The organism is Mesorhizobium sp. ESP6-5, from assembly GCF_020164695.1.
GTDB lineage: Bacteria > Pseudomonadota > Alphaproteobacteria > Rhizobiales > Rhizobiaceae > Mesorhizobium > Mesorhizobium australicum.
The window spans coordinates 96,859-110,872 of sequence record NZ_JAIUGR010000012.1; the positions used below are offsets into that span (position 1 = coordinate 96,859).

The window sequence follows — 14,014 nt, forward strand, 5'->3', positions numbered from 1 at the left end:
TCGATATGAGAATGGGAAAGAGCTGATGCCGCAAGCCCGCGGCCGGCCGTCAGGGATCAGCGAAGTCGGCTGGTCAGGGCGCCGGACACGCGCGCGGAAAAGCGCGACGGCAGGCGTTTTCTGTCCTGCAGCACGAACCCCTTGTAGGCCGGATCGCTGAAAAGCTTTTCCATGGCGGGCTAGATAGCAATGTTTTGGCTTTTCGGCAATTGCGGCGTGTCGCCGGCACCTCTTCCCTCGGCTTACATCACCTCGAACACAAAAGTCTTCACCAGCGCGTCGGGCTCGGCGATGGCGTAACAGCGAAACCACGGGCTTGCCTCAACCGCCCGCCATTTCGCTGCCTGTTCCAACTCATCGAACACAGCCTGAAAACCGCCGCTCTCAAACACCTGGTCGCGCACCGTGAAGATGGCGTGGCCGCCCTTTTTCGTGATGCGCACCAGTTCGTGCAGGCCGGCGGCCGGCGCGTGGCTGATGGTGAACACACCGGTGGAGAAGAAAGCGCGGAAATGCCCGTCCGGCCATGGCAGCGGGCCGCCCAGCATTGCCTGCTTCAGCTCGCTGTAGGCACTGCGGCTGCCGGCGATCTTGAGCATGTCGTCCGACAGGTCGAGTCCGGCAATGTCGCTGTAGCCGAGCGCCTTCAGCGACGGTCCCGACAGGCCCGTGCCGCAGCCGGCGTCGAGCAGCGGCCCTTCTCCCGCAGGCACGTGGCGGGTAACCCAGGCGGTGATCAGGAACGGCAGGAGATACCCGAGCGAGGCGGTTTCGCCATCATAGGTCGCGGCCCATGCGGCATAGGCCCGCGCCAGCGTTTCGGGCGTATCGGCCGTGTAGACCGAATCCAGCGCCGCATTGGCCTTGTCGATGTTCACTGGCAGCTCCTCCTCCGGCAAGCACCGAGCGTAACGCTGTCCCGGCCCAAAAACTATTCCTCGTGCTGGCGGCGCAAACGCCGCTCCAGCGCCCTGAGCGCCAGCGACAGGCCGACGGTGAGGATGAGATAGATATAGGCTGTTATCGAATAGGTCTCGAAGAAGCGGAACGAGCCGGCGGCATACACTTTGCCCATCTGCGTGATGTCGGCGACGCCGAGCACCGAGACCAGCGAGGAATCCTTGACCAGGGCGACGAAATCATTGCCGAGCGGCGGCAGGATGGTGCGGATCGCCTGCGGGAACACGACCAGCCGGAAGCGCTGCGCACGGCTCAGCCCCAAGGCCTTCGCTGCCTCGATCTGTCCTTTCTCGACCGACTGGATGCCGGCGCGAAAAACCTCGGAGATGAAGGCCGAATAGCCGATGGTCAGCGCCATGATGGCACGCCACAGCAACGACACGTCACGCACCAGCAATTCACCGAGGATACCGGCATTCTGCAATGGCGCGGTCAGCGCGTTCCAGGCCGCGACGAAGGCCGGCGCGCCGGCAAAGGCTATCCAGAACAGCAGCACCAGGATCGGCACGCCGCGAATGATCTCGACATAGAAGCGCGCGATCTGCCGCAGCCAGGCCGAACCCGACAGTCCCATCAAAGCGATGCCGAGGCCGATCACCGACGCCAGGACAAAGGCGATCACGGTGACGAAGACGGTGATGCCGATGCCCTTGGCGACAGTGGCGAAGACCTGCGCATAGAGATCGCTGGCGGCGATGGCGAGGGCCGCCGCCAGCGCAAGGACACCGGCAACGGCGAGCCACCAGGGGAAGTCTGGTTTGGAAATGGTGGGGGCTGCCATTAGCAGAGGTCGGCGACGCAAGAACTGCGAGAGGGACGCGCCAACGCAAATCCCTGCCCATCAGACCACGCCCTCAACAAGATTGGCTCACTGCCCCATCTTGTAATCAAGGAACCACTTCTTGTTCAGCGCATCGAAGGTGCCATCCGCCTTCAGCGCTGCGATCGCCGCGTTGACCGGCTTCACGAGGTCGGAGCCCTTGGGGAAGATGAAGCCGAAATCCTCGGTGCCGAGCGGGCCGCCGATCAGCTTCAGCTTGCCCTCCGAAGCATCGACATAACCCTTGCCGGCGGTGCCGTCGGTCAGCACGACATCGACGTCGCCGGACTTCAGTGCCTGGACGGTGGCGCCAAACGTCTCGAACAGTTTGATGCGCGGGTTCTGCTCATTGCCGTCGAGCACACTGTAGACGGCCGTGTAGAAAGGCGTGGTGCCGGCCTGTGCGCCGATCAGTCCGTCCTTGAAGGCGCCGAAGGTCTTGGCGTCGGTGAAGCGGCTTTCATCGCCGCGCACCAGCATGAACTGTTCCGAGCGCATATAGGGGTCGGAGAAATCCACCTTCTGCTTGCGGTCGTCCTTGATGGTGATGCCGGTCATGCCGATGTTGTACTGGTTGTCGGAAACCGCCTGGATCATCGCATCCCAGGAGGTGTTCTGGTACTCGACCTTGAAATTGAGCCGCTTGGCGATCTCGTTCATCGCGTCATATTCCCAGCCGATCTGTTTTCCCGTCTTGGCGTCGATGAACTGCAGCGGCGGATAGGCGTTCTCGGTCACCACCACCACTTGTCTGCCGCCGAGATCGGGCAGCGCCTGCGCGAAGGCGGCAACGGGCGCCAGGACCAGGGCCAACAGGCCGGCCAACAGCAATTTCGATTTGGTCATGACACACTCCCCGAAATGATTGGCCGCGCGATGCTTGCGCGGCAGAGAAATCCGGCGCCGACTTTAGCTTTCCGCAAGCGCCTTGCAAGACGGGTCCACCGCGACCTTGCGCGTTGACGTGGATTCCAGTGCTTCCGGGAGGCGGTTTTTGAGGACGATCCTTGCCGCGATCAATCTTGCTCGGTCGCGGCTTCGCGCAATCCCGCGACAAGGCGGGTGAGCGTGCCGTGAAGGGTTTTGAGCTCGGCCCGCTCCAGCGGCATGCCGCAATCGAGCGCCGCCTGCACATCCTTCATGTTCGCGCGCAGCGCCTGGCCCTTGGCCGTCGGCTCGACCAGCACCCGGCGCTCGTCGTCGGCATCGCGTCGGCGGGTGACGAGGCCGCCCGCTTCCATTCGCTTGAGCAGCGGCGTCAGCGTCGCTGAATCCAAGCCGAGCGCTTCGCCAAGGTCGCCCACCGTGCTCGGCGCGCGTTCCCACAGCGCCAGCATCACCAGATATTGCGGATAGGTCAGGCCGAGCGGATCGAGCAACGGCCGGTAAAGCTTGGTCATCAATCCGCTCGCCGAATAGAGCGCGAAACAGAGCTGTTGATCGAGCCGTGGCACCGGGTGCGCCCCGGCGGCCTCCGCCGGGGCTTCTCTGGCTTTCGTTTCGACCTTTGTCGTCATGCCGCCTGTACCGAAAGCGCCACCTCGACATTGCCCCTGATGGCATTCGAATAGGGGCAAATCTGATGCGCCGCCGATACAAGCGCTTCCGCCGCCGCCTGATCAAGGCCTTTCGTCTCCGCTGCCAACGCGACGCCGAGCTTGAAGCCTTCGCCATTGGGAAGCAGGCTGACGGTGGCCGCTACCGCTGCATCTTCGAGCGGCAGCTTCTGCTTGCGCGCCACGAAGCGGATCGCGCTTTCGAAGCAGGCGGCATAGCCGATGGCGAAAAGCTGTTCGGGATTGGTCGCGCCACCTGGTCCGCCGAGCTCCTTGGGCATTGCCAGATCGACCTTGAGCAGGCCATCGCTGGTTTCGCCATGGCCGGCGCGACCGCCCGTCACGTGGGCCTGTGTGGTGTAGAGTGCCATCTTCCATTCTCCAATTAGATTGTGCACGATTAGTTAGTACACAATATGATTGGACGTCAATTGCCGATCCCGATCTCCGAGGCTGAACCCGTTCACAGTTCGGTGAAACGAAAAAAGGCGGCCGAAGCCGCCTTTTTCAAATTCCTTCGTCGAACTCTTATTCGGCCGGGGTCGCTTCGGCGGCAGCCTTGGCTGCTGCTTCAGCCTCGGCGGCTGCCTTCTTCTCGGCGGCTTCCTTGGCGGCCGTCTCGGCGGCCAGCGCCTGGGCGGCTGCGACCTTCTCGGCCTCGATGCGCGCCTTCTCGGCGTTCAGCGCGTCGCGCTCCTCATCATTGAGCTTGCGGGCGCGCACGCCGGTGTTTTCCGAAATACGGGCCGACTTGCCGCGACGATCGCGCAGGTAATAGAGCTTGGCGCGACGCACCTTGCCGCGGCGCACGATCTCGACGCCTTCGACCATCGGCGAGTAGACGGGGAACACGCGCTCGACGCCTTCGCCGTAGGAGATCTTGCGGACGGTGAAATTTTCCTGGAAGCCGGAACCGGCGCGGGCGATGACGACGCCCTCGTAAGCCTGGACGCGGGTGCGGGTGCCTTCGGTCACGCGGACCTGGACGCGCACGGTGTCGCCGGGCTGGAATTCGGGAAGCTTGCGCTTGGCTTCGATCTTGGCGGCCTGTTCGGCCTCGAGCTGACGGATGAGATCCATCTAAAAATCCACTTCTTGTTCTTCCGACAGTCAGAGCGCCCTACGCTCGCCTTGCAGTTCCATTGACCGCTCGGCTATGTCCTTTGTCTCCAAGACATTTGTCTCCCAGACATCGGGCAGGGGCGACTACACCGTCATTGTTGACGGGTCCGGCAGATTTGTTCTTGCCGGTACGGGCGGGCACATACAGCTATTTCGGCGCTTTGTCACGCCTTGCCAATGCATTTTTTGCCGGCATGGCTCCCGGCATGGCACCATCTTAATCCTGCCGTGCCGGGTTGCGTCTGTCCACCAAGCTTCCTAAGCCAGAATAGCACACTTCTTCACGGCGGCCATCCATGTCTGTTTTCGACGCCATCCTGCTCTTCCTGGCGGGCTTTCTGTCAGGCGCCGCCAACGCGGTTGCCGGCGGCGGCACCTTCATCACCTTCGGCGCCATGACACTGGTCGGCGTCCCCCCGATCGTGGCCAACGCCACCTCCTCGGTGACGCAGTTCCCCGGCTACATCACCTCGACCCTCGCTTACTGGGCCGACATCAGGCACTTCTGGCGCGGCGCGCTGCTGCTCTGCCTGATCTCGGCCGTCGGCGCGCTAGCCGGCGCCCTGATCCTGCTGGCGCTCGACAATCCGTCCTTTCGCGTCCTGGTGCCGTGGCTGCTTTTGGGCGCGACGGCACTGTTTGCCGCCGGGCCCTGGCTGAAGCCGGCGCCGAAACCCGGACACGAAGCGGCCGTCGGCTCGCTCGCCGGCTCGCTGGCACAATTCGTCACCGCCATCTATGGCGGCTTCTTCGGCGCCGGCATGGGCGTGATGATGCTGGCCACCCTCGGCCTGACCCAGGCCGGCGACTACCACCGCCTGAACGCGCTGAAGAACATGCTGGCCGTAGTCATCGCGGCTGTCGCCATCGTCGTCTTCGTCTCGGGCGGCGTCGTCGCCTGGCCTGAGGCGATCGTCATGATCCCGGGCGGCGCGCTCGGCGGCTATGCCGGCGTCTGGATCGCCAAGCGCGTACCGCAGAACGTGGTGCGCGGCTTCGTCATCGCCGTCGGCCTGTTTCTGGCTTTTTACTACTTCAGCAAAGGCTGATCGCCGAACAGATCGGGTCGCCGCTCTTTCGTCAGCGTCTCCGACTGCGCGCGGCGCCAGGCGGCGATCTTCTTGTGATTGCCGGAGATCAGCACTTCGGGAATCTCCCGGCCCTCGAATTCCTGCGGTCGCGTATAGTGCGGATGTTCGAGCAGGCCGTTTTCGAAACTCTCTTCTTCCCCGGAGACCGCATTGCCCATCACCCCGGGCAACAGCCGCACCACGGCGTCGAGCAGCACCAGCGCCGCCGGCTCGCCGCCGGACAGGATGAAATCGCCGATCGAGACTTCCTCCAGTCCCCGTGCATCGATCACCCGCTGGTCGACGCCTTCGAAGCGGCCGCACAGGATGACGGCACCCGGCCCGGCGGCGAGTTCGCGCACGCGAGCCTGCGTCAGTGGTTTGCCGCGCGGGCTCATCAGCAGGCGCGGACGCAAATCGCCCTCCGGCGAGGCATGGTCGATCGCCTTCGCCAGGACATCGGCGCGCATCACCATGCCGGCGCCGCCGCCGGCCGGCGTGTCGTCGACGGTGCGGTGCTTGTCGGCGGCGAAGTCGCGGATCTGTATCGCCTCCAGAGACCATGTCCCCGCCTCCAGTGCCCGCCCGGCCAGCGACAAGCCAAGCGCGCCCGGGAACATCTCGGGATAGAGCGTCAGCACCGACGCGGCAAAACTCACCGGTTGCCCCCGGCGTCGCGCGGTCCTCGCGGCCGGCCCTTCGGGTCGAAATCCTCCTCGCGCGGCGCGTCCGCGTCCTCGACCAGTCCAGCCGCCACCGGATCGACGCGGACAAAGCCCTCGGCGATCGACACGGCAGGCACGGCGGCCTGCGTGAACGGGATCAGCACGCCCTTGCGCCCGGCAAGCGTCACATCGAGAATGTCGCCGCCGCCGAAATTGTGCACCGCGACCACCTTGCCGATGGCGGCGCCGGTATCATCCCGGATTTCCAGCCCGATCAGGTCGGCATGGTAGAATTCGTCCTCCTCGCCATCGTCGGGCAGCATCGAGCGATCGACGAACAGCTCCGTGCCGGCGAGCGCCTCGGCCGCATTGCGGTCGCTGACGCCCTTAAAGCGCACCACGACAACGGTGTTGGCGGGCCTTATGTCGGTTATCTGGAAGGCTCGTCCATCCCTGGCGTAGAGCGGCCCATAATCCGCCAGCGCCATTGGCTCGCCGGTGAAGGTTTTCACCCTGAGTTCGCCCTTGATGCCGTGCGCGGCGCCGATTACGGCCATCTGGACGGGGTTCTGCGGCTTGCTCATGGGCGAAAATCCTTTGTCCCTGCTCTAGCGCCGCCTCGCCGTCATTTCAATAACGGGCTCTTCACCGCTTCCTAACCCGGCTGCCGGAAAATGACGGCGAACCGGAACAGACCCGATGCAGGAATTCCTCATACCGGCAAAGGCCGATCTCCAGGCCGCGCGCGAAAGCTGGCTGAAGATGCTCGCGCGTGAACGTCGCCTGTCACCCGAGACAGTGGAAGCCTATGAGCGCGATTCGCGCCAGTTCCTGCACTTCCTCACCGGCCATCTCGGCGGACCGCCTGGCATTTCCGATATCGCCGACCTGCGCCCGGCCGATTTGCGCGGCTTCCTCGCCGCCCGCCGCAATGCCGGCGCCGGCGCCCGCACGCTTGGCCGTGGCTTGGCCGGCATCCGCTCGCTGCTGCGGTTCCTCGAGCGGCGCGGTCTCGCCAATGCGGCAGGTGCGGCGGCCTTGCGCGCGCCGCGACAACCCAAATCCCTGCCCAAACCTTTGACGGCGAGCGATGCCAAACATGTCGTATCGGTGGAAGGCCAACTGGCGGAAGAACCCTGGATCGCCGCCCGCAACGCCGCCGTGCTGACGCTGCTCTACGGCTCGGGCCTGCGCATTTCGGAAGCGCTTGGCCTCAATGCCGCTGATCTGGCGTCGGAAGCCGACACCGTGCTGCGCGTCACCGGCAAGGGCGGCAAGACACGGCTGGTGCCGGTGTTGCCGGTGGCGCTCAGGGCGATCGCCGAATACCGCCGGCTCTGCCCCTATCACCTCGATCCGAAGGGTCTGCTGTTTCGCGGCGCGCGCGGCGGCCCGCTCAACCCGGCCATCATCCAGCGTGACATGGCGAAGCTGCGTTCGGCGCTCAACCTGCCGGACACGGCGACTCCACATGCCTTGCGCCATTCCTTCGCCACCCATCTGCTCGGCCGAGGCGGCGATCTGCGCACCATCCAGGAACTCCTGGGCCACGCCAGCCTGTCGACGACGCAGATTTACACCGGCGTCGACACCGCAAGGCTGCTGGAAATCTACGAATCGGCCCATCCCAGGGCATGAACGTCGGTAAAGCCATGCAGTATCGGTGGCCCATTATAAACATTCGCGATTGGCCGAAGCCTTCCCAACTTCGTCATCCTAGGGCGAAGCAGGAGCGAAGCTCCGTCGCGGAGACCCTGGGATCCATGCCGTGACATCAGCCGTGGAATGCAGCGGAGCTGAATTCTGCACGTGGGCGGTGCTCTGAAGTCGCGGCATGGATCCTCGGGTCTGCGCCGCGTCGCTATGCTCCTTGCTCCGCCCGTGGATGACGAAGAATGGGCGGTTAGGACAATTTCATAACCCCGATTAACGGTTTTGCCGCTTTTCAGTCCTAGGAATGGGACCATGAAACGTGTCATTGCCATCGCCGACCGTGCGGCTTCCGTCTCGCTGAAACTGCTTGTCGCGCTCAACGTGCTGTTTTTCCTATCCTTCCTTGCTGTCCTGCTGTTCGCCGCCGGCAGGGCGCACGCGGAAATCCCGACCTGTACCGGCGCCGACATGCTGTCGGCCTTGCAGAAGAACAATCCCGCCACCTACGGCAAAATCGAGGCCGAGGCGGCTGCCACGCTGAACGGCAAGGGACTGCTGTGGAAGCTGGAAAAACCGGGCGAACAGCCATCCTACCTGTTCGGCACCATGCACATGACCGATCCGCGCGTCACCACGCTGCCGGCCTATGCGCAGAAGGCCTTCGATGCTGCCGGCACCCTCATCATCGAGACCACCGACGTGCTCGACAAGCAGAAGATGATGGCGGCGATGCTGAAGGAGCCGGACCTGATGATGTTCACCGACTCCACGACGCTTTCGTCACTGCTGTCGCCGGACGAAGCGGCGGCCATGAACGCCGCGCTCGATGCGCGCGGCATCCCGCCGGCGACGGTCGCAAAAATGAAGCCGTGGATGCTGTCGGCCATGATGGCGCTTCCGGCTTGCGAACTCGCCCGCCAGTCCGGCGGCGCGCCGGTGCTCGACGTCAAGCTGGCCGAGAGCGCCAAGGCGGCCGGCAAGCCGGTGGAAGGATTGGAAACGGCCGAGAGCCAGCTGCGCGCCATGGCCTCGCTGCCGCTCGCGTTTCACATGAAAGGTCTGGTCGACACGCTGAAGCTGGGCGACAAGGTCAACGATATCAACGAAACCATGATCGTGCTTTACCAGCGTGGCGACACCGGGATGTTCTGGCCGCTGTTCCGCGCCGCCATGCCCGAGGAGCAGGACGACCCCGCGGGCTACGCCGCCTTCGAGGAAACCATGATCACCAGCCGCAACAAGGTAATGGTCGATCATGCCGGGCCGATCCTGGCCAAGGGCAACGCCTTCATGGCGGTCGGCGCGCTGCACCTTCCCGGTCCAGAGGGACTGGTCGAGGATTTCCGCAAAGCCGGCTATACTGTCACCGCCGTCAATTGAGTCGGATGGCAGCGGAGGCACGCAAACGCCGCGTTTACGGCGTTTTCCTCCGCTAGCGTGAAACCCATTCAACGGTTGCGCGTTGATGGATGTTGATTGACCTTTTTCATTTTCCCGGAGGACACATTTATGGCGAACACACCAAACCCAAACGACCCGTACAATTCGACCACCAATGCCCCTCGGCCGAGCGGCGGTGGCGGCAGCCCTTGGTTGATTGCACTGGTCGTCGTTATCCTGGCGATTGTCGCGTATTATGTTTTCGGAAGAAGTGGTGGCGAGCACCCGGCACCCGCCGAGCCGCCAGCGGCCAGCACACCGGCTCCGGCGCCCGCACCGGCTGAACCGATGAAGCCCGCCGAACCGGCCAAGCCAGCCGAACCTGCTCCTGCGCCCGCCCCGGCACCAGCGCCAGCGCCGGCTCCCGCACCAGCGCCCGCCCCGGCACCAGCGCCCGCCCCGGCACCAGCGCCGGCCCAGTAAGGGGCTCGATATCAAAGACCAACGGCCTGCTGAAAGGCGGGCCGTTTTGTTTTGGGTGATGACCGTTGGGGGGCCTTGGCGCCAAGCCACTCCGCCCGTTCGTCATCCTCGGGCTTGACCCGAGGATCCATGCCGCGACCTCGGCCGAGGAATGCAGCGGAGCAGAATTCCGCATCGCAGGAGCGCTCTGAAGTCACGGCAGGGGTCCCTTGGGCTGCGGAGCAGCTCCAGGGATCTACGCCGCGTCGCTTCGCTCCTTGCTCCGCCATAGGACGACGAAGCGTTGGGCACCCTTAGATGTGGATCGGCTTGAAGAAGGTGGCCAGCGCCGCTTCCTTCACCGCTTCCGACATCGTCGGATGGGCGTGGCAGGTGCGGGCCAGATCTTCCGACGAGCCGCCGAACTCCATCAGTACCGCCGCCTCATGGATCATCTCGCCGGCGCCGAAGCCGACGATATGGACGCCGAGCACGCGGTCGCTCTGCTTGTCGGCCAGGATCTTCACGAAACCGTCGGTATGCAGCATGGCGCGCGCGCGGCCGTTGGCCGTGAAGGGGAATTTGCCGACCTTGTAGTCGATGCCGGCCTTCTTCAGCTCTTCCTCGGTCCTGCCGACCGAGGCGATCTCCGGACTGGTGTAGACGACGCTCGGAATGACGTCATAGTTCACATGGCCGGCCTGGCCGGCGATGGTCTCGGCCACCGCCACGCCCTCGTCCTCGGCCTTGTGCGCCAGCATCGGACCGGCGATGACGTCGCCGATGGCGTAGATCCCGGGAACATTGGTCCTGAGATGCCCGTCGGTCTTGACCCGGCCGCGCTCGTCGACCTCGACGCCGGCTTCCTTCAGCCCGAGGCTGTCCGAAAAGGCGCGGCGTCCCGTCGAGATCAGCACGGCATCGGCCTCAATGGTTTCGGCAGCACCCCCCTTGACCGGCTCGAAGGTAACGGTCGCGCCCTTCTTGGCCGTGGCGACGCCGGTCACCTTGGCGCCGAGCTTGAATCCGAAGCCCTGCTTGGAGAGCAGCCGCTGGAACTGTTTCGACACCTCGCCGTCCATGCCGCCCAAAATGGTGTCGAGGAACTCGACCACAGTGACCTTGGCGCCAAGCCGTGCCCAGACCGAGCCGAGTTCGAGGCCGATGACACCGCCGCCCACCACCACCAAATGGCCAGGCACCTTCTCCAGCGACAGCGCGCCGGTCGAGGACACGATGATCTTTTCGTCGAAGTCGACCTTGACGCCGGGAATGCCGGCGACGTCGGACCCGGTGGCGATGACGATGTTCTTGGTCTCGATCTCGTCGACCTTGCCATCCTCGCCGGTCACCGAGACCTTGCCTGCGGCAACCACCTTGCCGGTGCCGCGGAAGGCATCGATCTTGTTCTTCTTGAACAGGAAGGCGACGCCATTGACGTTGGACGACACCGTCGCGTCCTTGTGCGCCATCATTTTCTTCAGGTTCAGCCTGGGTGCCGGAATTTCGACGCCGAGCGTGTCGAAGGAATGGCCGGCCTCGGCGAACATTTCCGAGGCATAAAGCAGCGCCTTGGACGGGATGCAGCCGACGTTGAGGCAGGTGCCGCCGAAGGTCGCGTTCTTCTCGACCACCGCGACCTTCAGCCCAAGCTGTGCCGCCTTGATGGCGCAGACATAGCCGCCGGGTCCCGAGCCGATGATAACCACGTCATAATCCATGTTTGTTTCCCTTTTGCTTGGGGTTCAGCGGCCGCCGCTGACATTCAGGATCGCGCCCGTCGTATAGGACGCGGCATCGGATAAAAGATAGAGGACCGCACCGGCGACTTCATCCGCCGTGCCCGCCCTTTTCATCGGCAGCAGATCGCGGAACCGTTCTATCCGGTCCGGCTGGCCACCGGAGGCGTGGATGTCGGTGTCGATGATGCCCGGCCGCACCGCATTGACGCGAATGCCTTCCAGCGCCACCTCGCGGGCAAGACCGATGGTGAAGGTGTCGATGGCGCCCTTGGAGGCGGCATAGTCGACATATTCGCCCGGCGAGCCCAGCGTCGCCGCCGCCGACGAGATGTTGACGATCGCACCGCCCGACCCGCCATGCCGCGTCGACATGCGCTTCACCGCCTCGCGGGCGCACAGGAACGAGCCGACGACGTTGATGCGCATCATGCGTTCCAGCCGCGCGACATCCATTTCGTCGACACGCGCCTTGACGTCGACGATGCCGGCATTGTTGACGAAGGCGTCGAGGCGGCCAAAGGCGCGGTCGACGGCGCCGAACATGGCCACGATATCGGTTTCCTTGCCGACATCGCCCCTGACGGCAACGGCTTCGCCGCCGCCGTTCCTGATCTCGGCGACCAGCGCATCGGCGGCGGCCTTGTTGGAGGCGTAATTGACCGCGACGCGATAGCCCGCCTCCGACCCCAGCCGACAGATGGCGGCGCCGATGCCGCGGCTGCCGCCGGTGACCAGCAGCACTTTTTGCGCCGCGCTCATTCCTGGCATCCCTTCATCGCGAACACATCCGACGGCACTTTCGAAAATCCTCCACCGCCACGCGCCCGGGATTGCCTAAGCACCGGCCGAGATCGGGCAGGATCAGCGTCTTCGGCGCCTCCACTCCCTCGGCCGGCAAAAGCCCGACAGTGCCCTTGTCGTCGGACGTGTAGATGACGCCGTTCCACAGCGTGCAGGCGGCAAGCTCCTCGCCGGTCACGTCGCCTTCCGGGCACTTGTACATCAGCGCGCCGTTCGGCCGCGCAACATCCGTGGTCCACATGACGATGCCGTTCAGCACCACATCGTTGTCGAGGATCAGCCGGAACGTATTGGTGACAACAGCCGATGTGCCGGTCGGGGTAAAATCGATCTCGGTGCCGCTCTGGCTATCCCCATAGACGGCGAGTTCGATCGGGCAGGCGGCTTGGGCGGCTGCGGTAGCCATCACGATACCGATCATCAGCACAACCCGTTTGGTGGCTCCAAGCAAACGCGCCATCATTGGCCGCTCTTTGCCGCAAGCCGCCATCCGACCGCCTCACAGATCGAGCACCAGCCGTTCCGGATCCTCCAGGCTTTCCTTGACCCGCACCAGGAAGGTCACAGCTTCCTTGCCGTCGACGATGCGGTGGTCGTAGCTGAGCGCCAGGTACATCATCGGCCGGATCACGATCTGGCCGCCGACCACGACCGGCCGGTCCTGGATCTTGTGCATGCCCAGAATGCCCGACTGCGGCGCATTGAGGATAGGCGTCGACATCAGCGACCCGTAGACGCCACCATTGGAGATGGTGAAGGTGCCGCCCTGCATGTCGGCGACCGACAGCTTGCCGTCGCGCGCGGCGATGCCCAGCCGGCCGATGTCCTTCTCGATCTCGGCGATCGACATCTGGTCGGCATCGCGCACGACCGGAACCACGAGGCCCTTTTCGGTGCCGACCGCGACACCAATATGGGCATAGTTCTTGAAGATGATGTCGGTGCCGTCGATCTCGGCATTGACCGAGGGGATTTCCTTCAGCGCGTGGGTGACGGCCTTGGTGAAGAAGCCCATGAAGCCGAGCTTCACGCCGTGCTTCTTCTCGAAAACGTCCTTGTACTTGGTCCTGAGCGCCATCACCGCCGACATGTCGACTTCGTTGAAGGTGGTCAGCATGGCGGCGGTCGACTGCGCCTCCTTCAGGCGGCGCGCGATGGTCTGGCGCAGCTTGGTCATGCGCACGCGCTCCTCGCGCGATGCATCGTCGCCAGACGACGGCGCCCGAACCGCGATCGGTGCCGGCGCTGCCTTTGGCGTCTCGGCCGGCTGCGACGGCGCACCCTTGGAGATGGCATCCAGCACGTCGCCCTTCAGCACTTGGCCGCGCTTGCCCGAGCCGGAGAGCTGGTCGACCGACAGATTGTTCTCGGCGATCAATTTTGCCGCCGCCGGCGCCGGCGGCATGGTGCGCGGCTCGACCGGTCCGGCATCGCCGGCAACCTTGGCGGTCTCGGCCGCGGCCTGCTTGGTGGTGGATGCCGCGTCGGGGCTGGACGCCTGCGCGACCGCTTGCGGCTTGGTCGCGGGAGCAGCCGCGCCACCGGCCGAAATCGACCCGAGCAGGGCGCCGACGCCGACCGTCTCGCCTTCCCCAACCGTGATTTCACCGAGCGTCCCGGCGGCGGCGGCGGGCACCTCTATCGTCACCTTGTCGGTTTCGAGCTCGACCAGCGGTTCGTCGGCGGCAATGGCATCGCCGACCTTCTTGAACCATTTGCCGACGGTCGCTTCGGTGACGGATTCGCCGAGTGTGGGAACGCGGATTTCGGTAGCCATTGTGCC

14 protein-coding genes and 1 pseudogene are annotated in these 14,014 nt (G+C 64.5%); 3 read left to right on the forward strand and 12 right to left on the reverse strand.

Annotated elements, in window-relative coordinates:
- Positions 1–242: 242 nt before the first annotated feature.
- From LB524_RS20430 to rplS, 6 genes are all read right to left on the reverse strand, one after another.
- Entirely contained in the window at positions 243–878 is a 636-nt protein-coding gene (locus tag LB524_RS20430; protein ID WP_224529637.1) for a class I SAM-dependent DNA methyltransferase, read from the reverse strand.
- Positions 879–931: 53 nt separating this feature from the next.
- The gene (locus LB524_RS20435; protein WP_224529640.1) at positions 932–1,741 is read right to left on the reverse strand and encodes an amino acid ABC transporter permease; all 810 of its coding nucleotides are present in this window, start codon (positions 1,739–1,741) and stop codon (positions 932–934) included.
- An 87-nt stretch (positions 1,742–1,828) separates the two neighbouring features.
- Positions 1,829–2,626, reverse strand: a complete 798-nt coding sequence (locus LB524_RS20440; protein WP_015315026.1) for a transporter substrate-binding domain-containing protein — start codon at positions 2,624–2,626, stop codon at positions 1,829–1,831.
- Positions 2,627–2,796: 170 nt separating this feature from the next.
- Positions 2,797–3,297 (reverse strand): MarR family winged helix-turn-helix transcriptional regulator, encoded by a 501-nt coding sequence (locus LB524_RS20445; protein ID WP_224529641.1) that lies wholly within the window; start codon positions 3,295–3,297, stop codon positions 2,797–2,799.
- On the reverse strand, positions 3,294–3,707 hold the full coding sequence (locus LB524_RS20450) for an organic hydroperoxide resistance protein (RefSeq protein WP_140719741.1): 414 nt from the start codon (positions 3,705–3,707) through the stop codon (positions 3,294–3,296). Before LB524_RS20450 ends, LB524_RS20445 begins: the two co-directional genes overlap by 4 nt.
- A gap of 157 nt (positions 3,708–3,864) precedes the next feature.
- Entirely contained in the window at positions 3,865–4,416 is a 552-nt protein-coding gene (gene rplS / locus LB524_RS20455) for a 50S ribosomal protein L19 (RefSeq protein WP_013892267.1), read from the reverse strand.
- A gap of 338 nt (positions 4,417–4,754) precedes the next feature.
- Here rplS and LB524_RS20460 point away from each other — a divergent pair, with 338 nt between their 5' ends.
- Entirely contained in the window at positions 4,755–5,507 is a 753-nt protein-coding gene (locus tag LB524_RS20460; RefSeq protein WP_140719739.1) for a sulfite exporter TauE/SafE family protein, read from the forward strand.
- Here LB524_RS20460 and trmD read toward each other — a convergent pair.
- Together trmD and rimM are read right to left on the reverse strand one after the other, a co-directional pair.
- A complete protein-coding gene (trmD, locus tag LB524_RS20465; protein ID WP_224529642.1) occupies positions 5,489–6,187 on the reverse strand; it encodes a tRNA (guanosine(37)-N1)-methyltransferase TrmD in 699 nt (232 codons plus the stop codon). The genes LB524_RS20460 and trmD overlap by 19 nt on opposite strands.
- The gene (gene rimM, locus LB524_RS20470) at positions 6,184–6,777 is read right to left on the reverse strand and encodes a ribosome maturation factor RimM (protein ID WP_224529643.1); all 594 of its coding nucleotides are present in this window, start codon (positions 6,775–6,777) and stop codon (positions 6,184–6,186) included. The genes trmD and rimM overlap by 4 nt, the downstream gene beginning before the upstream one ends.
- 115 nt (positions 6,778–6,892) lie before the next feature.
- Here rimM and LB524_RS20475 point away from each other — a divergent pair, with 115 nt between their 5' ends.
- Positions 6,893–7,831, forward strand: a complete 939-nt coding sequence (locus tag LB524_RS20475; protein WP_140660454.1) for a tyrosine recombinase XerC — start codon at positions 6,893–6,895, stop codon at positions 7,829–7,831.
- Positions 7,832–8,158: 327 nt separating this feature from the next.
- Entirely contained in the window at positions 8,159–9,226 is a 1,068-nt protein-coding gene (locus LB524_RS20480; protein ID WP_015315019.1) for a TraB/GumN family protein, read from the forward strand.
- A gap of 776 nt (positions 9,227–10,002) precedes the next feature.
- Here the strand turns inward: LB524_RS20480 and lpdA are convergent.
- The 4 genes and pseudogenes from lpdA to odhB all read right to left on the reverse strand — a co-directional run bounded on the left by lpdA (position 10,003) and on the right by odhB (position 14,008).
- A complete protein-coding gene (lpdA, locus tag LB524_RS20485; protein ID WP_224529644.1) occupies positions 10,003–11,409 on the reverse strand; it encodes a dihydrolipoyl dehydrogenase in 1,407 nt (468 codons plus the stop codon).
- A gap of 24 nt (positions 11,410–11,433) precedes the next feature.
- The gene (locus LB524_RS20490) at positions 11,434–12,189 is read right to left on the reverse strand and encodes an SDR family oxidoreductase (protein WP_224529645.1); all 756 of its coding nucleotides are present in this window, start codon (positions 12,187–12,189) and stop codon (positions 11,434–11,436) included.
- Positions 12,186–12,652, reverse strand: a pseudogene (locus tag LB524_RS20495) (hypothetical protein). Before LB524_RS20495 ends, LB524_RS20490 begins: the two are co-directional and overlap by 4 nt.
- 78 nt (positions 12,653–12,730) lie before the next feature.
- Entirely contained in the window at positions 12,731–14,008 is a 1,278-nt protein-coding gene (gene odhB, locus LB524_RS20500; RefSeq protein ID WP_015315015.1) for a 2-oxoglutarate dehydrogenase complex dihydrolipoyllysine-residue succinyltransferase, read from the reverse strand.
- Positions 14,009–14,014 lie beyond the last annotated feature (6 nt).